We start from the raw sequence: 21917 nt of genomic DNA on the forward strand, positions 1-21917 counted from the left end.
TCGGACGGCGCCGCCGCGTCTGGACGAGGGGACCGTCGCTTGCGCCATTTCGCCTTCCTCGACACCGAGACGATCGACACCCTGTTCCACCGCCCGCCGGAGGAGATCCCCGGCGACGGTGACCGACGGCTGTTGGCGACCGCCCTCGGCGCGACGCTCTACGCCCCCGGCACCCGGCCGCACCTGGCCCGCGACGTGCATCGTCAGACCGCCGCCGGGGTGACGTCGATGGTGCTGTGCCTCGAGGACTCGATCGCCGACACCGAGGTCGCCGCCGCCGAGGCGAACGTCGTCGCGGCGCTGCGGGAACTCGCCGGCGACCCGCCGCGCTCCGGCGCCGGGGTGCCGCAGCTGTTCGTCCGGGTGCGGGCCGTCGCCCAGATCCCCGACCTGGTCGCCCGGCTGGGCCCGGCGGGGGCGGGCTGCCTGGCCGGGTTCGTGCTGCCGAAGTTCGAGGAGGAGGGCGGCGAGGCGGGGCTGTCGGCCGTCCTGCGGGCGTCGGAGATGATCGGCCGGCCACTGTGGGCGATGCCGGTCCTGGAGAGCCCGCCGGTGATCAACCGGGAGACCCGGGTCGACGCGCTGTGCGCCGTGCGCCGCCTGGTCGACAAGCACGCCGACCAGGTGCTCGCGATCCGGCTGGGTGCCACCGACCTGTGCGGCCTGTTCGGCCTTCGCCGCGACCGGGACCTGACGATCTACGACATCGCCGTGGTGCGCGACTGCATCGCGGACATCGTCAACATCTGCGCCCGCGGCGGCGAGCACATCGTCACCGGCCCCGTGTGGGAGTACTTCGCCCAGCCGGAGCGGCTGTTCGTCTCCTCGCTGCGGGTGACCCCGTTCGCGCAGGCCGAGCGGGTCGACGGCCGGGAGGAGGCGATCCGGATGCGCAGCGCCCTCGTCTCCTCCGACCTCGACCGGCTGATCCGCGAGGTCGTCCTGGACCGGGCCAACGGCCTGATCGGCAAGACGGTGATCCATCCCAGCCACATCCCGGCCGTGCACGCCCTGCACGTCGTCAGCCAGGAGGAGTACGCCGACGCCGAGGCGATCCTCGACGGGGACGCCGGCGGGGTCCGCCCGAGCAGCTACGCGAACAAGATGAACGAGCTGGGCCCGCACCGGGCCTGGGCGCAGGCGGTGCTGCGCCGGGCCCGGGCGTTCGGCGTGCTGCGCGAGGGCGACACGTTCGTCGAGGTGCTCGCCGCGAGCCAGGCCGCCCGTGCCGACGGAACGCAGGTGGCCGGGTGACGCCGCGTACCGGGCCGGACGGCCCACCCGGCGTCCAGGCCCCGCCGCGTCAGGGCTGGTTGTGGACGGAGCTCGGGCTCACCGTCGAGGTGACGGCCGACGCGGTCGGCGGCGGCCTGGACGCCCTGGTCGGGCTCGCGCTGCGGCGCAACCCGCGCCGCGCCCACCTGCTGGTCAGCCGGGTGCTCGGCAAGCACCTGCCGGTCGCCCCCGCCGAGGCGCTCGCGGCCGGGTCGGCGCTCGCCCGCCTCGTCCGCGCGCTGCCGGGCCTCGACGACGACCAGGGCGCCGACGCGGACGCCGGCCAGGCCGCGGACGGCCCGCTGGTCATCGGCTACTGCGAGACGGCGACGGCGCTCGGGCACACGGTCGCCGACGGCCTGGCGGGCAGCCATTACCTGCACACCACCCGGCGCGAGCTGCCCGGGGTACCGCCGGTGCTGGAGTTCACCGAGTCGCACTCCCACGCCTCGCACCACTGGCTGGTCCCGGCCGACCCGGCGATCCTGCGCGCGCCGCGGCCGATCGTGCTCGTCGACGACGAGCTGTCGACCGGGCGCACCGCGCTCGGCACGATCCAGATCCTGCACGACCACGCGCCGCGCGGCCACTACGTCGTCGCGTCGTTGGTCGACGCCCGACCGGCGCCGGCCCGAGCCGCGTTCGCCGACCTCGCCGCCGACCTCGGCGTGCGGATCGACGTCGTCGCCCTGATCGAGGCCACCGTCGCGGTGCCCGCCGACATCACCGCGCGCGCCGCCGCCGTCCGCGCCCGCCTCGCCCCCGCCGCCCCCGACGCCGATGCCCCCCCCGCCGCGGCGGGGGACGGCGACGGCGTGCGGTGGCTGACGGCCGACTGGCCGGCGGACCTGCCCGACGGCGCCCGGCACGGCTGGACGCCCGCCCACCGGCGCCGGCTCGCGAGCGCCGTCGCACCCGTCGCCGCCCAGGTGCGCGCGGCCCTCACCGTGCCGGGGGGCCGCACGCTCGTGCTGGGCACCGAGGAGCTCATGTACACGCCGATGCGGATCGCCGACGCGCTGGCCCGCCGCGGCCCGGGGGAGGTGCGCTACCAGTCGACGACCCGCTCGCCGGTGCATCCCGTCGACGTCGACGGCTACGCCATCCGCACCGCGCTCACCTTCCCGGCGCCGGACGACCCGGGCCGCGACAGTCACCTCTACAACGTGCGTCCCGACTCCTATGACGACATCGTCGTGGTCGTCGACGAGGGGGTGGACGCCGCTGCGCCGGCGCCCGTCGCGGACCCGAGCGGTCTCGTCGCCCGGCTGCGCCCCTGCGCCCCGGTGACCGTGCTCACCCTGCCCGCCCACCGCCCGGCGCCCCGGCCGGCGACGACCCGACCGGAGCCGTCCCGATGAGCGACCAGACCTCCCCACCGGCCCCCACTGGCACCGTCGCCGAGGACGTCGGCCGCCGGCCGACGATCGGCTCGGGCTCCTACGACCCGGCGGACGTGACCTTCCTGCTGACCGACCTGAGCGCGGTCGACCTGGAGCGGCCCACCGAAGACCGGGAGGAGGCGATGCAGGCGGGCCGGCACTACTCGGAGGACCTGCCGGTCGAGTACCAGCCCGATGCCGCCTACCTGCGGCTCTACCACCAGGCGCTGGAGCGCTCGGCGCGGCGCGTCGCTCTGGCCACGGGACTTGTCGCCGAGCTGGTCCGGGTCCGCAAGCCGCGTCCCTCGCTGGTCTCGATCGCCCGGGCCGGCACGCCGGTCGGGATCCTCATGCGCCGCTGGTACGCCTTCCGGCACGGCCTCGACACCCCGCACCACGCCATCTCCGTGATCAAGGACCGCGGGGTGGACATGAACGCGGTCCGCCACCTGACGGCCCGCTTCGATCCCGCGGCGCTGCAGTTCGTCGACGGCTGGACCGGCAAGGGGGTGATGACCCGGGTGCTCGCCGAGGCGGTCGCGGGCCTCGGCCTGGACGACACCCTCGCCGTGCTCGCGGACCCCGCGCGGTGCGTGCCGCTCTACGGCACCCGCGACGACTTCCTGATCCCGAGCGCCTGCCTGAACTCGACCGTCAGCGGGCTGGTCAGCCGGACGGTCCTCAACGCCGAGCACATCGGCCCGGACGACTTCCACGGGGCGAAGTTCTACGGCGACCTGGCCGCGCACGACCTGTCCCGCCACTTCGTCGAGGCGGTGGTGGCGCAGTTCGACGCGGTCGCCGACGAGGCGGACGCGACCTGGCCGGCGCTGTGGGCGTCGGACCGCCGTCCGACCTGGGACGGCTGGGCCGCGGTGGAGCGCATCGCCGCCGCCTACGACATCCCGGACGTGATCATGGTGAAGCCGGGGGTCGGGGAGACCACCCGGGTGCTGCTGCGCCGGGTGCCGTGGCGCATCCTCGTCGACCCGGACCGCGTCGACGAGCTGGCGCACGTGCTGGCGCTCGCCGCGGACCGCGACGTCCCGGTCGAACAGATGCGCGACCTGCCGTTCTCCTGCGTCGGCCTGGTCCGTCCCGTCGGCGCGTCGCCGACCTTCCACACCCCGAACGCCCGCTGGCGCCCGGACGTCCCCTGATGCCCGCCGACCCGATGCCCGCGGCCGGGCCCGGGCACCTGGTGGCGCTCGACCTGGACAAGACGCTGATCTTCTCCCGCCACTCGCTGCTGCTGCCCGCCGGCGTCGAGCCGCCTGGGCTGGTCGAGCCGCCGGAGCTGGTCGAGCCGCCGGAGCTGGTCGAGGTGGAGCGCCTCGACGGCGCGCCGCTGTCGTTCGCCACCGCGCGCGAGCTCGCGCTGCTCGCCGAGCTGGACCGTGAGGCGCTCGTCGTCCCCGTGACCACTCGGACCCTGGCCCAGTACCGCCGGGTCGACCTGGGGCTCGCGCCCCGGTACGCGATCGCCGCGAACGGCGGGCACCTGCTCGTCGACGGCGTGCCCGATCCTGGCTGGGCGGCGGCGGTCGCGGCCGAGGTCGCCGCGGCCTGCGCGCCACTCGCCGAGATGCTCGCACTCGCCGAACGGTTCGCCGCGCCCGGTTGGGCCCGCACCGTGCGCGCCGCCGACGACCTGTTCGTCTACCTGGTGGCGCACGAGCGGCCGGCGATCCCCGACCTGACCGCCTTCGCCGCGGACGCCTCGGCGGGCGGCTGGTCGGTGTCGGCGCAGGGCCGCAAGGTGTACCTGGTGCCGTGGGTGCTGACGAAGCGGCGGGCCGTCGAGGAGGTGGCGCGCCGGGCCGGCGCGGGCACGCTGCTGGCCGCCGGGGACTCCGTCCTGGACATCCCGATGCTGCTCGCCGCCGACCTCGCCGTCCGGCCCGCCCACGGGGAGCTGCAGGAACTGGGCTGGACGGCGCCGAACGTCACCGTCACCACGGCGATCGGCGGGCTCGCGGGGGAGGAGCTGGTCGAGATCCTTCTCGGCCGGGTGCGCGCGGACGCCTCGCGGGCCACGGGCGTCATCGACGGGTGAGCGCTACCTCCACGCGCGGGTTCGTGGTAGACCAGTGATCGCTCGCCGCGACGAGGACCATGGCAGGCGACCGGCGGGGTTCGCGGCAGCGAGCGCGGACGACGCGGGCACGCGACACTGGACGCGGACCAGCCAGGACGACGCGGACAGCCAAGGACGACGCGGACAGCCAAGGACGACGCGGACAGCCAAGGACGACGCGGACAGCCAAGGACGACGCGGACAGCGCAGTGATGCGGGAGGAACCGTGACCGACATGGACGCCAGCCCTGCAGCGGCAGCCATCCCCGGCCCGAACGGGCCGGCGGCGGGCGAGGCCGCGGGCAGCCTGGAGGCGACCCTGGAGGGCCTGCTCGGGGTGGAGAGCTTCGACCCGCCGGCCGGCTTCGTCCGTCGCCGCGACGTCGAGGCCGACCGGGCCGCGGCCGACGCCGATCCGGTGGCGTTCTGGGCGGACAGGGCCCGTGAGCTGCTGACCTGGGACAAGCCGTTCACCCAGGTGCTCGACGACAGCAACCCGCCTTTCTACACCTGGTTCGCCGACGGCGAGCTGAACCTGTCAGCGAACTGCCTGGACCGCCACGTCGCCGCCGGCCGCGGCGCCCGGGTCGCGTTCCACTGGCGCGGCGAGGAGGGGGAACGCCGCGACGTCACCTACGCCGACCTGCTGGCCGACACGCAGCGCCTGGCGAACGGCCTGACCTCGCTCGGCGTGCGTGCCGGCGACGTCGTCGGGATCTTCCTGCCGATGATCCCCGAGGTGGTCGTGGCGATGCTGGCCTGCGCCCGCATCGGCGCCGTGCACAACGTGGTGTTCGGCGGGTTCGCGCCGTCCGCGGTGCGGGAGCGGATGGAGGTCTCCGACGCCCGGGTCCTCATCACCGTCGACGGGGCGCGGCGCAAGGGCCGCCGCGCCGAGGTCAAGGCCGCCGTCGACGCGGAGCTCGGCGACCTGCCGGCGCTGGAGCGCATCATCGTCGTGCGCGGCCCGGGCCAGAACGCCGCCGAGGTGCCGATGACGCCCGGGCGCGACGTCTGGTTCGACGAGCTGCTCGCCGCGGCGGACCCGGACTGCCCGCCGGTCCCACTGCCGGCGGAGCATCCCCTGTTCATCCTGTACAGCTCGGGCTCGACGGCGAAGCCGAAGGGCATCCTGCACACCACCGCCGGCTACCTGCTGGGCGCGACCCACACCCACGGCGCCGTGTTCGACCTCGACCCGGACACCGACGTGTACTGGTGCTCCGCCGACGTCGGCTGGATCACCGGGCACTCCTACATCGTCTACGGCCCGCTGTCGAACGGCGCGACGAGCGTCATGTACGAGGGCGCCCCGGACTACCCGGACCACGACATCTGGTGGCGGATCGTCGAGGAGTACCGGGTCACCGTGTTCTACACGGCGCCCACGGCGATCCGCAGCTGCATCAAGTGGGGGCCTCAGTACCCGGCTCGGCACGATCTGTCGTCGCTGCGGGTGCTCGGCACCGTCGGCGAGCCCATCAATCCGAAGGCCTGGCTCTGGTACCACCTGGTCATCGGCGGCGGCCGCTGCCCCATCGTGGACACCTGGTGGCAGACCGAGACGGGTTCGGTGCTCATCTCGCCGCTGGCCGGCGCGACGGCGACCAAGCCGGGCTCGGCGACCCGCCCGCTGCCCGCCATCAGCGCCGAACTGCGCACCGAGGACGGCGAGCCGGTCACCGAGGGCACCGGCATCCTGGTGATCACGAAGCCGTGGCCGTCGATGCTTCGCACCCTCTACAAGGACGACGAGCGGTTCGTCGAGACGTATTTCTCCCGGTTCGGCCCGTCCACCTACGTCGTCGGTGACGCGGCCCGGCTCGACGCCGACGGCTACTTCTGGATCATCGGCCGGATCGACGACGTCATCAACGTCTCCGGGCACCGGCTGTCCACCGCCGAGGTCGAGTCGGCGATCGTCGCCCACGAGGCGGTCGCCGAGGCCGCCGTCGTCGCCCAGCCCGACGAGCAGACCGGGCAGGCGATCGTCGCGTTCGTGACCCTGACCGGCCACCGGGCCGGCGACGACGCCACCGAGGCCCAGCTGCGCGAGCACGTCGCCCACCGGATCGGCAAGCTGGCCCGCCCGAAGCGGATCGTCTGGGCCGACGACCTGCCGAAGACCCGGTCGGGCAAGATCATGCGCCGGCTGCTGCGCGACGTCGCGGCCGGTCGCGAGCTCGGCGACGTCACGACGCTGCGCGACCCGGCCGTGATGGCGGTCATCGCCGAGCGGGTCCGCGCGACGCCCGACGAGGAGTAGCCGCCGGACGCCCGACGGTGGGCCGGTCGCGGGGAGCGGGCCGGCCGCCCGGCTCACTTTCCGCCTGCCGGAGCGGGCATCTGCGGAGGATCGTGGCCGTGCGTCCGAGTGCGGGGCGAGTTGTTCGGAGAACGTAACCCGCTGGTCGAACCCGAGTGCGCCCATGTCACCGTCACTGTCTAGGCTCACCTTTTCGTGAGAGCCCTACGACGGTTCACCGTCCGTGCGCAGCTCCCGGAGCAGCTCGCTCCGCTCGGGGAACTGGTTCTGAATCTTCGCTGGTCCTGGCATCCCGAGACCCTCGACCTGTTCGAGTCGGTCGATCCCGAGCTCTGGCGGGCCACGAAGGGAGATCCGGTCCGCCTCCTCGGTGAGGTCGACCATGACCGGCTGGCCGCCCTCGCCGCCGACGGCCGCTTCGTCCGCCGCCTGAACCTCGCCGCCGGCGACCTTCAGGACTACCTGTCCGCCGACCTGTGGTATCAGCGGCAGGACATCCCGGGCGCGCCCGCGGCGATCGCGTACTTCTCGCCGGAGTTCGGCATCACCGAGGTGCTGCCGCAGTACTCGGGCGGCCTGGGCATCCTCGCCGGCGACCACCTGAAGACCGCCAGCGACCTCGGCGTGCCGATCATCGGCGTCGGCCTGCTGTACCGGGCGGGCTACTTCGTCCAGTCGCTGTCGCGGGACGGCTGGCAGCAGGAGCGCTACCCGGGCATCGACCCGCACGGCCTGCCGTTGACCCAGCTGACCGACGCGGAGGGCCGGCCGGTGAAGGTGGCCGTCGGCCTGCCCGAGGGCCGCACCCTGCACGCGCAGATCTGGAAGGCGCAGGTCGGGCGGGTCCCGCTGCTGCTGCTCGACTCGGACGTCGAGGACAACCAGCCGGCCGAGCGCGGCGTGACCGACCGGCTCTACGGCGGCGGCACCGACCACCGGCTGCTGCAGGAGATGCTGCTCGGCATCGGCGGGGTGCGGGCGCTGCGCGCCTACTCCGCCGTCACCGGCGCGCCGACGCCGGAGGTCTACCACACCAACGAGGGCCACGCGGGCTTCCTCGGCCTGGAGCGCATCCGCGAGCTCGTCGAGACCGGCCTGAGCTTCGACGAGGCGCTCGAGGCCGCCCGCGCCGGCACGCTGTTCACCACGCACACCCCGGTGCCCGCCGGCATCGACCGCTTCCCGCGCGACCTGGTCGGCCGCCACTTCGGCGGGGACAACTCGTGGCCGGGCGTCCCGGTCGAGCGGATTCTGGAGCTCGGCGTCGAGGCCGACCCGAACGTGTTCAACATGGCCCATATGGGGCTGCGCCTGGCCCAGCGCTCCAACGGCGTGAGCAAGCTGCACGGCATCGTCAGCCGGGAGATGTTCGCCGGCCTGTGGCCCGGGTTCGACGCCGCCGAGGTGCCGATCGGCTCGGTCACCAACGGCGTGCACGCGCCGACCTGGGTCTCCCGCGCCGTGCTGGAGCTCGCCGACCGCGAGCCCGGGCCGGCCCTGCTCGCCGACGACGCCGCCGGCTTCGGGAAGATCGCCACGCTGCCCGACGACGTCGTGTGGAGCACCCGGCGGGTACTGCGCGAGCGGCTCGTTGCCGAGGTCCGCCGCCGGGTGCGCGCCTCCTGGCTGGAGCGCGGCGCCGCCCCCGGCGAGCTCGACTGGATCGACTCCGTGTTCGACCCGGACGTGCTGACCATCGGCTTCGCCCGCCGGGTGCCGTCCTACAAGCGGCTCACGCTGATGCTGCGGGACCGCGAACGACTGCGCCGCCTGCTGCTGCACCCGCAGCGCCCGATCCAGATGGTCATCGCCGGCAAGGCCCACCCCGCCGACGACGGCGGCAAGCAGCTCGTCCAGCAGATCGTCCAGTTCGCCGACGACCCGGCGGTGCGGTCCCGGATCGTCTTCCTGCCCGACTACGACATCGGCATGGCCCGCTTCCTGTACTCGGGGTCGGACGTCTGGCTGAACAACCCGCTGCGCCCGCTGGAGGCCTGCGGCACGTCCGGGATGAAGGCGGCGCTCAACGGCTGCCTGAACCTGTCCATCCGGGACGGCTGGTGGGACGAGATGTTCGACGGCCAGAACGGTTGGGCGATCCCGACCGCCGACGGCGTCGAGGACCCCGACCGGCGCGACGACATCGAGTCCACCGCCCTCTACGACCTGCTGGAGAACACCGTGGCGCCGCGGTTCTACGACCGCGGCGGGGCCGCGGAGGGTGCCGCCGGCGCGCCGCGGCGCTGGACGGCGATGGTCAAGCACACCCTGTCGACCCTCGGGCCGCAGGTGCTCGCCAGTCGGATGGTGCAGGAGTACGTCGAGCGGTACTACGTGCCCGCCGGGGTGTCCGCCCGGGCCGCGGCCGCCGACGGCCTGCACGGCGCCCGCGACCTCGCGGCCTGGAAGGGACGGGTGCGCGCCGCCTGGGGCGGGGTGCGGGTGCTCAACGTCGACTCCGCCGGCCTCGGCGACACCCCCCAGGTGGGGCAGTCGCTGGTGGTGCGGGCGACCATCGACCTCGGCGGGCTCGCCCCGTCGGACGTCGACGTCCTCGTCAGCTACGGCCGGGTCGACCAGTCCGACCGGATCCTCGCCTCGGCGACGCTGTCTCTGCGGCCCGCCGGCGACGGCGAGACCCAGGGCGCGCACCGCTATGAGGGCACGATCCCGCTCGGGCGCACCGGCCCGTTCGGCTACACGGTGCGGGTGCTGCCGCACCACCCGCTGACCGCGAGCGTCGCTGAGCTGGGCCTGGTCGCCAACCCGTAGGTTCCGCTCAGGCCGGTGGATGCGCCCGCAGCAGCACGACGCTGCGGGCGCCCACCGCCAGCGGCGCGCCGCCGGGCAGGACGCGCGTGGGTGCGGCGGCGGTGGCCGGGAAACCGGCGAGGTCGTCGTCGGCGGTGTCGAGCAGCAGCTCCAGCCGGTCCGCCCACGGCGCGCCCGGCAGCGCCACCGTCGTGTCGGCCCCGTCCGGATGGATGACGATCAGCAGCCCCGGCTGCCCGGATCCGCCGCGCCCGCGCCCGCGACCACGCCCGCCTCGCTCGCGCCCGCCTCGGCGGCCGGATCCGGGGACGGTGTCGGCGGGACCGTCGCGGGCGTCGTCATGCGCGGCGACGTGGGCGACGAGGGTGACCAGCCGTTGGGCGTTCCAGTCGGCCTGGGACATCACCGCGCCGTCGGGGCGCAGCCAGGTGATGTCCGCGAGCCGGCCGGGCACCGAGTCACCGCCGTGGAAGAAGCGGTCCCGGCGCAGCGCCGGGTTCTCGCGGCGCAGCGCGAGCAGCCCGGCGACCAGCCGCGGCAGCGCCGGATCCGGTCCCGCCGGATCGCCCGCCGCGCCACCCGCCGCCGGATCCGGTCCCGCGGGATCGCCCGCCCCGCGGGCCGCGCCGCCGCACGTCGCGCCGTCCGGCCAGGCGAGCCAGGACACCGGGTTGTCCTGGCAGTAGGCGTTGTTGTTGCCGCCCTGGGAGCGGCCGAACTCGTCCCCGGCGACCAGCATCGGCACCCCGGCGGACAGCAGCAGGGTGGCGATCAGCCCGCGGCGCACCCGCCGGCGGGTCGCGAGGATCGCCGGGTCGTCCGTCGGCCCCTCGGCGCCGTGGTTCGCCGAGCGGTTGTCCGACTCGCCGTCCCGGTTGCCCTCGCCGTTCGCCTCGTTGTGCTTGTGGTCGTAGGAGACGAGGTCGGCCAGCGGGAACCCGTCGTGCGCGGTGACGAAGTTCACCGACGCCCACGGCCGGCGCCCGGAGTGCTCGAACAGGTCCGACGACCCGGTCAGCCGGTAGCCAAGGTCGGCGACCCCGCTGGTCCGGCCGTTCCAGACGTCGCGCACGGTGTCGCGGAACCGGCCGTTCCACTCGGCCCACGGCGGCGGGAACGAACCGACCTGGTAGCCGGCCCAGCCGACATCCCACGGTTCGGCGATGAGCTTCACCGACGACAGCAGCGGGTCGGCGTGGATCGCGGTGAGCAGCCCGGCCGCCGGGTCGAAGGCGTCCGGGTTGCGGGCGAGGGCGGTGGCCAGGTCGAAGCGGAAACCGTCGACGCCCATCTCGGTGACCCAGTAACGCAGCGAGTCGCAGATCAGCTTCACCACGTGCGGACTGGTCATGTTCAGGGTGTTGCCGCAGCCGGTGACGTCGCGGTAGCGGCGTGGGTCGGTGGGTTCCACCCGGTAGTAGGCCGGGTTGTCGAGGCCGCGCAGCGACAGGGTCGGCCCCCGCTCACTGCCCTCGGCACTGTGGTTGTAGACGACGTCGAGCAGCACCTCGATGCCACCGGCGTGCAGCGCGGCGACCATCGCCTGGAACTCGCCGATCGGGTCGTCGCTCGCCGCGTAATCGGCGTGCGGGGCGAGAAAGGCCAGGCTGTTGTATCCCCAGTAGTTCGTCGCCGAGCGCTCCAGCAGCGTCGGCTCGGAGACGAAGGCGTGCACCGGCAGCAGCTCGACGGCGGTGATCCCCAGCCGGCGCAGATGCCCGACGACGACCGGATGTCCCAGCCCCGCGTAGGTGCCGCGCAGCCGCGGCGGCAGCCTCGGATGCAGCCGGGTCAGGCCGCGCACGTGCGCCTCGTACACGACGGTGCGCGACCACGGCGTGCCGGGCCGGTTCGCCGCGGGATGCCCGTGCCCGCCGCCGGCCGGCCCCGGCCGCTGCCCCCCCGGGCCGGGCCAGCCGTCCGGCGCCGTGACGACGCAGCGCGGCACGAACGGCGCCGAGTCACGCGGGTCCGGCTCGTGTCCGTACGGGTCGCCGCCGACGTACCCGTAGATTGCCGGGTCGGGCCGCAGCGCCCCGGTCAGCAGCCGGGCGTACGGGTCCACCAGCAGCTTCGCCGGGTTGTAGCGCTGGCCGCGGTCGGGATCGTACGGTCCGTGCGCGCGCAGGCCGTACCGCTGCCCGGGCCGCACGCCGGCGAGGCGGCCGTGCCACACCTCGCCGTCGCGCTCCGGCAGGCGGTGGCGGGTCTCCGCCCCGGCGGCGTCGAACAGGCAGAACTCGACGGCGTCCGCACCGGGCGCGGCGACGGCGACGTTCACCCCGGTGCCGTCGAAGCGAACCCCGAGCGGCGCGGACACCCCCGCACCCATCGCGGCCGGCTCCCCGGCGCGGGCGCGGGCGGACGCCGCGGCGGGCACTGTGGAGCTGGAGGGCACTGTGGAGCTGGAGGGCACTGTGGAGCTGGAGGGCACTGCGGAGGTGCGGATGCTGCCGCCGGCGTCGGACACCCCGGTGACGCTAACCGAGCGGGCGCCCACCGGCGGCCGATCGGACATCTCGCCTCCACCGTCCGGTCACCGACTCGGACCACCCCGCCCGGGTCCCCGCCGCCCGGCCGCCCGGCCGCCGGCCTCGGCGCGATGAAGATCAGCTCCGGTCGTCCTATCGTGACCAGCGACAATCCCGGCGCGCGGCGCGGGACCCATCGGCGAGAGGACTTCCCCACATGAGCGTCGTTCGGCTCGAGGTCGACGGTTCCATCGGCACCATCCGGCTGGACCGGCCGCCGATGAACGCGCTGAACGCGCAGCTCACCGCCGAGCTGCGGACCGCCGCCCTGCAGGCCGCCGGCGACGGGCGGATCCGGGCGGTCGTGCTCTACGGCGGGGAGAAGGTGTTCGCCGCCGGCGCCGACATCAAGGAGATGGCGCCGATGGGCATCGCCGAGATCTCCTCCTGGGTCCGCGACCTCAGCTCCACCCTGGAGACGATCGCGCGGCTGCCCAAGCCGGTCGTCGCGGCGGTCACCGGGTACGCGCTCGGCGGCGGGCTGGAGCTCGCGCTGTGCGCGGACGTGCGGGTCCTGGCGGACAACGCGAAGATCGGCGTGCCCGAGATCCAGCTCGGGGTCATCCCCGGTGCCGGCGGCACCCAGCGGCTGCCCCGGCTGGTGGGGCTCTCGCGGGCGAAGGACCTCGTCTTCAGCGGTCGCCAGGTGCGGGCCGACGAGGCCGAGCGGATCGGCCTCGCCGACGCCGTCGTCGCCCCCGGCGAGGTGTACGCGCGGGCCCGCCAGATCGCCGAGAGCTACGCCGGCGGCCCGGCGATGGCGCTGGCGGCGGCCAAGCAGGCGATCGACGACGGCGCGGAACTCGCCCTGTCCGAGGCGCTGCGGCTGGAGTCGGCGCTGTTCACCGGCCTGTTCGGCACCGAGGACCAGCGGATCGGGATGGACTCCTTCGTCCGCCAGGGCCCCGGCAAGGCGCAGTTCGTCGGCCGCTGACCCACCTCAGCGCATGGCCAGGTCGGCGATCACCGGAAGGTGGTCGCTGCCGAACTCCCGGCCGACCTCGAAGCCGGTGACCGCGAACGCCGGCGAGGCGAGCACGTGGTCGATGCGCAGCACCGGCGGCACGATCACGCCACTGGCGTTCCACGTCGGATCCCACCCGCCGCCGACGACGTCGTGCGCGTCCCGCATCCCGGCGTCGACGAGCTGGCGCAGCGGGCGGTGGTCGCGGGTGGCGTTGAAGTCACCCGCCATCAGCACCGGCAGAGTGGCGCCGCGGGCGTCGTGGCGCAGCGCCGTCAGCTGCTGGCGCCAGCGGGTGGTGTACGGCCCCGAGGTCGGCGAGATGGTGTGCACGGCGTAGAGGACGAAGCGCCGGTTCTCGTCGACCTCGACGGTCGCCCGCAGCGACATCGAGCCGCCAACGGTCGGCGCGGCGGCGTCGCGCAGTGGGAAGCGCGAGTAGATGGCGGCGCCGAAGGCCCCCTGGCCGGGGCGGACCTCGCGGTAGCGGAAGGCGTCCAGCGCGCCGGTGGAGCCGACCCGGGCGAGCGTCAGCGGCGAGACCTCGACGAGCACCAGCACGTCCGGATTGGCCGCGCGGATCTGCGCGCCGAGCCGGTCGGCGTGCGCGTTGCGGTACAGCAGGTTCGCCGACATCACCCGCAGCCGGGCCGAGCCGGGCGCGGCGTCCTGCCCGTCGCCGGGCAGCAGCTCCGGCACGACCCAGAACAGGTGCATCGCGACCAGCAGCACCGACAGGATCAGCAGGAGGTTGCGCCGCAGCGCGAAGGCCACCGCCAGGGTGACGTACGCCGGCAGGTACAGCAGCGGGGTCAGCGCGTTGAGCGCCGTGTACGGCCAGTCGAGCGCGTCGTCGAGGTGGACCAGCCGGCCGAGGGCGACGAGCCCGAGGACCGCCGCGACGATCCAGGCGAGCACGGTGATCACCGCGGAGACCGGCGGGAGTGCCGGGGTGCGCGGCTCGGCGGCGGCGACCGGGATGTCGCCCGCCGGGTCGGGGGAGGGGACGTCCGGCGTGCTTCGACCGGATTCCTTCGCGGAGGTCACCCTTCCAGGGTGCCTGGTCCGCGCCGCGGCGCGGCCGGCGGGTGACGCGTGGCTCACCCGCCGGCCGGCGTGCCGCGTGGGTCAGGCGGCCCCCTGCCCCCCGGCCGCCCGGCGGGCCGGTTCCAGCATCGGCCGGGCCTGCTCCCGCCACTCCCGCACAGCGACGGTGGGGTGCTCACCGAGGGCGGTGTCCAGCTCGGCCAGTTTGCGGGCGATGCGCTGGGACGAGACCTGCCCGGCGGTGCGCACCGCGCGGTAGCCGGCCTCCAGCGCGCCCTCCAGGTCCGGTGAGGCCCGGCGCAGGTAGGTCAGGGCCAGGTCGGCCTCGGCGTAGCTGCGGGTGCGGGCGCGGGCGGCGCGCTGCAGGGCGCGCGCCTCGAGCAGCCTCTCCTGGGCCTCCCGGGCCCGGCCGAGCAGCAGCATGCAGTGGCCGCGGCACTCGGCGGCGTCGCCGGCGTTGTAGTGGCCGGCCCACGGCGGGGACTCGTCGCCGTCGCCGCCCCGGGAGATCGCCGCGTCCATCCGGTCCAGGGCCCGCCGGCAGCCGGCCTCGTCGCGGTTGCGGGCCAGTGCCCACGCGTGCTTGTCGTACAGCATCGCCCGCACCGTGTACGTCGAGTGGCTCAGCGAGCGGTTGAGCGCGGCCCGGGCGAGCGCGAGGGACTGGCGCGGATGGTCGAGCTGGGCGGCCTGGTCGCTCATCCCCGACAGCACCCGGCCGGCGAGCATCGCGTCGTCCGCGTGCTCGGCGAGGCTCAGGGCCTGGATGTAGTAGCGCTGGGCGAGCGCGGGCCGGCGGCTGTCCTGCGCGAGCCACCCGCTGAACTGGGTGAGCTCGGCGAGCGCGCTGAACAGGTCCGGGTTGGGCCGGTGCTCGCGGGCCGCGCGGGTCTGGTCGTGCAGGAAGGTGACCACCTGCGGGCGGATCTCGGCGCTGCCGAACTTGGCGTCGAGCTTGCGGAAGGTGTCCGTCACGTCCCGGACCAGTGTGCCGCTGCCGGCCGCCGGCTGCTCACTCCCGGTGATCCGGTCGATGACGCCGGTCAGGCTGGACAGCACCGGGTCGGCGAACGCGGTCGCGATGAACGCCGTCCCCTCCTGCAGCACGTCGCGGCGGCGCAGGTCGCGCCCGGACAGGCCGGCCAGCGTGCGCAGCGTCTCGACGGGGACGTTGGCCCCGGTCAGGCCCAGGTCGTCATGCCGGTAGGACTCGCCGCGCCAGCCGAGGTCGGTGGGCAGGACGGGGTAGCCGAGGGCCGCCGACATCTCGGCCGCCGCGAGCTCGGCGACCATCGGGTCCCGCGGGCGCATGCCGCGCCGCCAGTGGCCGACCGTCGTGCGGGCCAGGCCCAGCTCGATCTGGCGCTGCTGGCGGGCCCGCGTGTTGACCTGGCAGGCGAACCTCGTGTCGGACACTCCGGCCTCGCGCAGTAGGCGCGCGAACATCGTGGTGCCCGACGGTTCCTCCGGCGGCTCTCCCGGCATCCTGTTCGACATGTTTCCCCCGTCGAAGATCGGCTTGCTGGTTAGGGATTCCTAAGTCATGATCGGCTCGCGCGTGCTCCGCGCTTGGGGCAGAAAGTAGTGGATCGATCACGAATAGGGGAAGAGGGCGTGCAGAAGGTGGCCGGAATGCACAGCGATCCGGGACCGAGGACTCTGGTCAACGTTTGGCGCCCGGCAGTCTGTTCCGTGGATCTTGTCGATCCGCTGGGTGATGGTTGACCATCGAGCATCTGCGATCGACGTATGCATGTGCATATGAGGCGGGCGGGATGAGCATGGCGGCAGCCGTGCCACGCCGGTCGCACGCGCGCCGCACGGCGGTCGGGGCTGGGGGCCGGGGCAGGTCGAGCACGCCGGGTCGGTGGTGATAGCCCCGTCACTGCGGATGGCTCCGGCGGGGTGCACGGACTAATCTCGGTGACGGCGTGTAGCCGCTGCCCGTGCTCGGCCAGGCGTTCCAGGTCAGGGCGTCGGTGCGGTCCGCGTCACGCAGGCGATCATCGAGCGCGTGACCGTCCCAGATGCGACGATGTCAAGAGCACTGACATCTGATGTTGGCTACGGAGGCCCCTAGGCGTGAACATCGTCGTTACCGTCAAGCAGGTACCCGACACCTGGGCGGAAAAGAAGCTCGACGCTGCGGACAGGACGGTCGACCGCAAGAGCGTCGACAACGTCATGAACGAGATGGACGAGTACGGGGTCGAAGAGGCCCTGAAGATCAAGGAAGCGCACGGGGGCGAGGTCACCGTCGTCACGATGGGTCCCGCCAAGGCGGTCGAGACGATCCGCAAGGCCCTGTCGATGGGCGCGGACAAGGCGGTCCACCTCAGCGATGACGCGCTGCACGGGTCGGACGCGCTGGCGACCTCCGCCGCGCTCGCCAAGGTGATCTCGACGCTGTCCCCGGACATCGTCATCACCTCGTCCGAGGCGTCCGACGCCCGAGGCGGTGTCATCGGTGCCCTGCTGGCGGAGCGTCTCGCGCTGCCTCAGCTCACCCAGGCCCGCAAGGTCACGGTCGACCCGGCCGCTGGCAAGGTCACGATCGAGCGCCTCGCCGACAACGGCTACGCGCTCGTCGAGGCGAGCCTGCCCGCGGTGGTCGGCGTCGTCGAGAAGATCAACCAGCCGCGGTACCCCTCGTTCAAGGGCATCATGGCGGCGAAGAAGAAGCCGCTCACGACCCTGACCGCCGCCGACGCCGGCCTTGACGCCGCCTTGGTCGGCCTCGCCGGCGCCGCGTCGGCGGTCGTCACGGCCGAGCCCGCCCCGCCCCGCTCCAGCGGCACCATCGTCAAGGACGAGGGCGACGGCGGAACGAAGGTCGCGGAGTTCCTCGCCGCGCAGAAGCTCATCTGAGGGGTTTTGTTCGATGGCTGAAGTTCTCGTACTCGTCGAGCACGCCGACGGTGAGCCGAAGAAGGTCACCGCCGAGCTGCTGACCCTCGCCCGCACCTTCGGCGAGCCGGCCGCGGTCTTCCTCGGTGCGCCGGGCACCTACGCCAAGGCGAAGGAGTACCTCGCCCAGTACGGCGCCGCCAAGGTGTACGTGGCGGAGTCCGACGACATCGCGGGGTACATCGGCGGCCCGGCCGCCGAGATCCTCGCGAAGCTCGTCGGTGAGGCTTCGCCGGCGGCCGTGCTCGTCGCCGCCACCGCGGACTCCCGCGAAATCGCCGCCCGCGTCGCCGCTCGGACCGACTCCGGTCTCATCTGGGACGCCACGGCGCTGTCCGCCGACCTGGTCGCCACCCAGGGCATCTTCGGCGGTTCGACGATCGTCACCTCGAAGGTCACCAAGGGCGTGCCGGTCGTCGTCGTGCGGCCGAACTCCACCGCCCCCGAGGCCGCCCCGTCGACGCCGGCCGAGCAGACCGTCGAGGTCGCGCTCTCCGACGCCGCCAAGGGCGCGAAGGTCGTCGACCGGGTCGTCGAGGCCAAGTCGGGCCGCCCGGACCTCACCGAGGCCCAGGTCGTCGTCTCCGGTGGCCGCGGTCTCGGTGCCGCCGAGCACTTCGCGCTGGTGGAGAAGCTCGCCGACACCCTCGGCGCGGCCGTCGGCGCCTCACGTGCCGCCACCGACGCCGGCTGGTACCCGCACCAGAACCAGGTGGGCCAGACCGGCAAGACCGTGTCACCGCAGCTCTACATCGCGGTCGGCATCTCCGGCGCCATCCAGCACCGGGCCGGCATGCAGACCTCCAAGACGATCGTCGCCGTCAACAAGGACCCCGAGGCGCCGATCTTCGAGTTCGCGGACTACGGGCTGGTCGGCGACCTGTTCAACGTCGTCCCGCAGCTCACCGCGGAGATCGAGAAGCGCAAGGCGGGCTGACCCAGCCCCTGGTCGCCACGGCCGGGCCTCCCCCGTTCCGCACGCCGGAACGGGCGGAGCCCGGCCGTCGCCGTTTCCCCGCTCCTCGGTGCCGTCGCCCCGCGGTGTCGTCGCGGCGCGTGCCGTGGGATGCCGTCGCCGTCCATCGTGGGCGGCGGGTTCGGGGACCGGGATCAATGCCTGGAGGGAGAGTGGAGGACACGATGTCCGCACCATCGCCGAAGCCGTACGCGCTCGCCATCGACATCGGCGGAACCAAGATCGCGGCCGCGGTCGTCGACGGCGACGGCGCGCTGCTGGGCTCGGCGCGCCGGCCCGTGGGCACGGCAGGTGCTGCCGGCGCCGAGATCGAGGCGAGGGCCGGGACCGAGACGGGTGCCGAGGCTGGGACCGAGGTGGGTGCCGGGATCGCGGCGGGCGCCGAGGGCGGGACGGGAGGCGGGAGCATGCTCGCGGCCGCGGCCGCGGCGGAGCTCCCGGGCGCGGAGTCGGTCTTCGCCGCGGTGCGGGAGTGCGCCGAGCGGGCGATGGCCGCGGCCGGAACGGGCCTGGCCGATCTCGCCGGCGTCGGGTGCGGCTGCGCCGGGCCGATGCGATGGCCGGCGGGGGAGGTCTCGCCGCTGAACATCCCTGCCTGGCGGGCCTTCCCGCTGCGAGCGCGGCTGCGCGAGCTGTTCGCCGGGCTGCCGGTGCTCGTCCACAACGACGGAATCGCGCTCGCAGTGGGCGAGCACTGGCGCGGCGTGGGTCGCGACGTGCGCAACCTGCTCACCGTCACCGTGTCCACCGGTGTCGGTGGCGGTCTGATCCTCGACGGCCGCCTGCTGCACGGCAGCTCCGGCCAGGCCGGCCACGTTGGCCACGTACCTGTCGAGACGGACGGCCCGCCGTGCCCGTGCGGCGGGCGCGGCTGCGTCGAGGCGATCGCCGCCGGTCCGCGGGCCGTGCGCCGCGCGCTGGCCGCCGGCTGGATCCCAGGGGACGACCAGCCCGCCGACGGCCGTGCGCTGGCCGCCTCCGCCGCGGCGGGTGACGTGATCGCCTGCCGCGAGCTTCGCCGGGCCGGCACGGCGGTCGGCGCCGGCATCGCCGCCAGCGCGAGCCTGCTCGACCTGGACGCTGCCGTCGTGGCCGGCGGGTTCGCCCAGTCCGGACCGGTCTTCTGGGATGCCCTGCTGGACGGCTTCGACCGGCACGCCGGCCTGGGCTTCGTCCGGCGGTTGCGGATCCTGCCCAGCGCGGATCCGGCCGGTGCGGCGCTGCGCGGAGCCGCGGCGTTCGTGCTCGCTCCCGGCCGCTACGGCTGGCCCGACTGACCGACGCCCAGCGGGGTCGCGCCGATCCCCGGCCGGCAGTCGACCGGGGATGCAGTCGACCGGGGATGCAGTCGACCGGGGATGCAGTCGGCCGGGGCGCGGTCAGCCGGTGAAGCCGGCGTCCACGGCCAGCACGGAGCCGGTCATCCCGCTCGCCGCCGGCGAGCACAGGAAGCCGACAGCGGTGGCGACCTCCTCGGGCCGCAGCAGGCGGCGCAGGTAGGCGTGCCCGGTGAACGCGTCGGTGTCGGGCAGATCGTAGATTCGCGCCGTCTCGGCGAGCATCGTCGTGTCCATCGAACCGGGGCACACCACGTTCGCGGTGACCCGGGTGCCGGCGAGGTCCGCGGCCAGGCTGCGCACCAGGCCGACGACGCCGTGCTTGCTCGCCGAGTAGGCGGCGAGGCGGGGTAGTGGGCGGGTGCCGGCGGCGGACGACACGGCGACGAACCGGCCGGCGGGCGCCTCGAGCAACGCCGGCACGGCCGCCCGGATGACGTGGAACACCCCGGTGAGGTTCGCGTCGAGCAGCGTCTCCCAGGCCTCGTCCGACGTCTCCCACACCGGGGGACCACCGGCGATGACCCCCGCGGCGGCGATGACGGTGTCGAGCCGGCCGAACCGGTCCAGTGCCTCGGCGACGGCCGCGTCGGCATCAGCCTGCCTGCGCATGTCGGCGGTCACCGCGACCGCGTCCCGGCACGCCGCGGCGACGGCGTCGAGGTCGGGGCGGGTGGAGTACGGATACCCCGCGGTGGGTGGTGCCGGCAGCGCGATGTCGGCCAGGACGAGGCGGTACCCGGCCGCGTCGAGCACGGCCGCGACGGCGGCGCCCAGGCCCCGCGCGGCGCCCGTGACCAACGCCACGGGCGCCGTCTCCGAAGCCGCCGCCGTCTCCGAAGCCGCCGCCGTCTCCGAAGCCGCCGCTGGTCCCGGGATCGCCGTCGCCACGTCCGGGCGTCCGTCGGGTTCGGCCGTCATGTCTGCTCTCCAGTCCCTGATGTCATGGCCGTGGTCCCTGAGGCCGTCGCCGTCCCCGGTGCCGTCGCCGCCGGCGGGTGCGCCACCGGGAGTCCCCGCCGCCGGGCCCAGCGCAGGAGGCGGTCGACGGCGTCCTGCACGTAGGCCTCGAGCAGCCGGGCTCCCTCCGCCGCCGATGCGCCGGCCGGGTCGCCCAGCACACCCGACGGGCTCAGCGGGGCGACTCCCCGCGCGATCAGGTCGGCCAGTGGCGGGCTCACGCCGGCCGTGGCCCGCTCCAGGCGTACGAGCTCCGGTGCCAGGTGCAGCAGCAGGGACGTCTCCGCGCGGCCCGCGTGCAGGTCGCGGTCCGCCGCCGGGACGCCGACCGTGGCCGCGAGCGCGGCGCTCGGTGACCACAGATGGACCGGTCGCCCCTCCAGCGCGAGCGTCCGGGACGCCGCGCGCAGTGCGTCGAGGTTTCCGCCGTGTGCGTTGACCAGGACCACCGCCGCGGCCGTGTCGTCGGCTGATCGGACGATCTCGACGAGGAGGTGGGCGAGCGCCTCGGTGCCCGCCGAGAGCGTGCCGGCGAACCCCGCGTGCTCACCGCTCGCCCCGAACGGCAGGGCGGGCGCGACAAGCAGGGGAGTCAGCCGGTCGGCGAGCCCGCGGGCGACCGCACGCGCGATCCGGGTGTCGGTGTCCAGGGGGAGGTGCGGCCCGTGCTGCTCGGTGCTGCCGAGCGGCAGCAGCACCAGGGGCCGGGTACCGGCCAGCTCGGGCCAGGTCGACCGTCCGAGCGCCGCCATGTCCTCCCCCTGCTGTCCAGCCGTGCCTCGCCCGGGAGAGGACGGGCGGATCGTGCTCGTCCGGTACGCGTGGGTGGGGCGGTGGTCGGTCGGTTCATCCCAACACGCCGGCCGGCCGTGGGTCGAACCGTCGCCGGCGTGGCCGCGCTCGGTGGGACGCGGCCTCGGTGCGCATCTCGCGCGTCTCTCGGCGCCGGGCACAGGCCGGGGTGCCGGCTCGCGTGGACGAGCGCGCGCGTGCCCAGGGCGCGTTCGGACAGCTTTCGGCCCGCACGGGTTTGGCGGTGGCAGGGGCCGGGTACCGGTTCTTTACCAGGACGTCCTGCCCGCCGCTGTCCCGCGGGCCGGGCGTCGGGGGCCGGTCGGGGAATCTCGCGGGACCGCGCGGCGTTGGGAGGAATGGTTCGGGAGACCGGGCCGTGTGCGGCATCGGTGGCGGAGGGGTCCGCCTCGGGAGCCGGCGGGGGTGGCGCACCGTCACTGGCGGTGTCAGAAAGTTATGTCCGCGTGCCCGTGCACGGCGGCTCTACTCGTGTATAGTTCTTCTTCGTCGCCCCACCGAACTCCACGGAGTCCGATGTCGCGTTGGACCACACTTCCTCCGAGGGGGCATAGACCCCCCGAGGAACAGGGCCTGCGGACGGTGCGATAAGGTGAGAAAGTGGCAATCA

Annotated in this window: 15 protein-coding genes; 10 read left to right on the forward strand and 5 right to left on the reverse strand. The window is 74.4% G+C overall.

Features of this window, described 5'->3' with window-relative positions:
* Window positions 1-39 precede the first annotated feature (39 nt).
* From AC6EXY_RS13105 to glgP, 6 genes are all read left to right on the forward strand, one after another.
* Window positions 40-1254, forward strand: coding sequence for an HpcH/HpaI aldolase/citrate lyase family protein (locus tag AC6EXY_RS13105; RefSeq protein WP_101832725.1), 1215 nt, complete (start codon window positions 40-42; stop codon window positions 1252-1254).
* Window positions 1251-2636, forward strand: coding sequence for a phosphoribosyltransferase family protein (locus AC6EXY_RS13110; RefSeq protein WP_499818666.1), 1386 nt, complete (start codon window positions 1251-1253; stop codon window positions 2634-2636). The genes AC6EXY_RS13105 and AC6EXY_RS13110 overlap by 4 nt, the downstream gene beginning before the upstream one ends.
* The gene (locus AC6EXY_RS13115) at window positions 2633-3817 is read left to right on the forward strand and encodes a cysteine protease StiP family protein (protein ID WP_499818665.1); all 1185 of its coding nucleotides are present in this window, start codon (window positions 2633-2635) and stop codon (window positions 3815-3817) included. The genes AC6EXY_RS13110 and AC6EXY_RS13115 overlap by 4 nt, the downstream gene beginning before the upstream one ends.
* A complete protein-coding gene (locus AC6EXY_RS13120) occupies window positions 3817-4713 on the forward strand; it encodes a sucrose-6-phosphate hydrolase (RefSeq protein WP_499818664.1) in 897 nt (298 codons plus the stop codon). The genes AC6EXY_RS13115 and AC6EXY_RS13120 overlap by 1 nt, the downstream gene beginning before the upstream one ends.
* A gap of 256 nt (window positions 4714-4969) precedes the next feature.
* Window positions 4970-7000 (forward strand): acetate--CoA ligase, encoded by a 2031-nt coding sequence (gene acs / locus AC6EXY_RS13125; RefSeq protein WP_499818669.1) that lies wholly within the window; start codon window positions 4970-4972, stop codon window positions 6998-7000.
* Between the two features lie 195 nt (window positions 7001-7195).
* On the forward strand, window positions 7196-9772 hold the full coding sequence (gene glgP / locus AC6EXY_RS13130) for an alpha-glucan family phosphorylase (RefSeq protein ID WP_101830223.1): 2577 nt from the start codon (window positions 7196-7198) through the stop codon (window positions 9770-9772).
* A gap of 7 nt (window positions 9773-9779) precedes the next feature.
* Here glgP and glgX read toward each other — a convergent pair whose 3' ends face one another.
* Window positions 9780-12104 carry a glycogen debranching protein GlgX gene (gene glgX, locus AC6EXY_RS13135; protein ID WP_499818668.1) on the reverse strand — a complete coding sequence of 775 codons (2325 nt, stop codon included), beginning with the start codon at window positions 12102-12104 and terminating at the stop codon, window positions 9780-9782.
* A gap of 356 nt (window positions 12105-12460) precedes the next feature.
* On the opposite strand from glgX, the gene AC6EXY_RS13140 reads away from it, so the two are divergent.
* On the forward strand, window positions 12461-13237 hold the full coding sequence (locus AC6EXY_RS13140; RefSeq protein ID WP_101830224.1) for an enoyl-CoA hydratase/isomerase family protein: 777 nt from the start codon (window positions 12461-12463) through the stop codon (window positions 13235-13237).
* Window positions 13238-13243: 6 nt separating this feature from the next.
* On the opposite strand, the gene AC6EXY_RS13145 is transcribed toward AC6EXY_RS13140, so the two are convergent.
* Together AC6EXY_RS13145 and AC6EXY_RS13150 are read right to left on the reverse strand one after the other, a co-directional pair.
* Window positions 13244-14314 (reverse strand): endonuclease/exonuclease/phosphatase family protein, encoded by a 1071-nt coding sequence (locus tag AC6EXY_RS13145; RefSeq protein ID WP_101830225.1) that lies wholly within the window; start codon window positions 14312-14314, stop codon window positions 13244-13246.
* Window positions 14315-14395: 81 nt separating this feature from the next.
* Entirely contained in the window at window positions 14396-15811 is a 1416-nt protein-coding gene (locus AC6EXY_RS13150) for an NsdA family TPR-like regulatory protein (protein WP_499818663.1), read from the reverse strand.
* A gap of 585 nt (window positions 15812-16396) precedes the next feature.
* Here AC6EXY_RS13150 and AC6EXY_RS13155 point away from each other — a divergent pair.
* The 3 genes from AC6EXY_RS13155 to AC6EXY_RS13165 all read left to right on the forward strand — a co-directional run bounded on the left by AC6EXY_RS13155 (window position 16397) and on the right by AC6EXY_RS13165 (window position 19474).
* Window positions 16397-17182, forward strand: a complete 786-nt coding sequence (locus AC6EXY_RS13155) for an electron transfer flavoprotein subunit beta/FixA family protein (RefSeq protein ID WP_499818662.1) — start codon at window positions 16397-16399, stop codon at window positions 17180-17182.
* A gap of 13 nt (window positions 17183-17195) precedes the next feature.
* Window positions 17196-18158 (forward strand): electron transfer flavoprotein subunit alpha/FixB family protein, encoded by a 963-nt coding sequence (locus tag AC6EXY_RS13160; RefSeq protein ID WP_101830228.1) that lies wholly within the window; start codon window positions 17196-17198, stop codon window positions 18156-18158.
* 203 nt (window positions 18159-18361) lie between these two features.
* On the forward strand, window positions 18362-19474 hold the full coding sequence (locus AC6EXY_RS13165; RefSeq protein ID WP_243407170.1) for an ROK family protein: 1113 nt from the start codon (window positions 18362-18364) through the stop codon (window positions 19472-19474).
* Between the two features lie 102 nt (window positions 19475-19576).
* Here the strand turns inward: AC6EXY_RS13165 and AC6EXY_RS13170 are convergent, their stop codons facing one another.
* Both AC6EXY_RS13170 and mftE read right to left on the reverse strand, forming a co-directional pair.
* Window positions 19577-20455: a mycofactocin-coupled SDR family oxidoreductase gene (locus AC6EXY_RS13170; RefSeq protein WP_101830230.1), complete on the reverse strand. Its 879-nt coding sequence runs from the start codon at window positions 20453-20455 to the stop codon at window positions 19577-19579.
* Window positions 20452-21246: a mycofactocin biosynthesis peptidyl-dipeptidase MftE gene (mftE, locus tag AC6EXY_RS13175; RefSeq protein WP_101830231.1), complete on the reverse strand. Its 795-nt coding sequence runs from the start codon at window positions 21244-21246 to the stop codon at window positions 20452-20454. The genes AC6EXY_RS13170 and mftE overlap by 4 nt, the downstream gene beginning before the upstream one ends.
* Window positions 21247-21917 lie beyond the last annotated feature (671 nt).

It is taken from the genome of Frankia sp. RB5 (genome assembly GCF_059816245.1).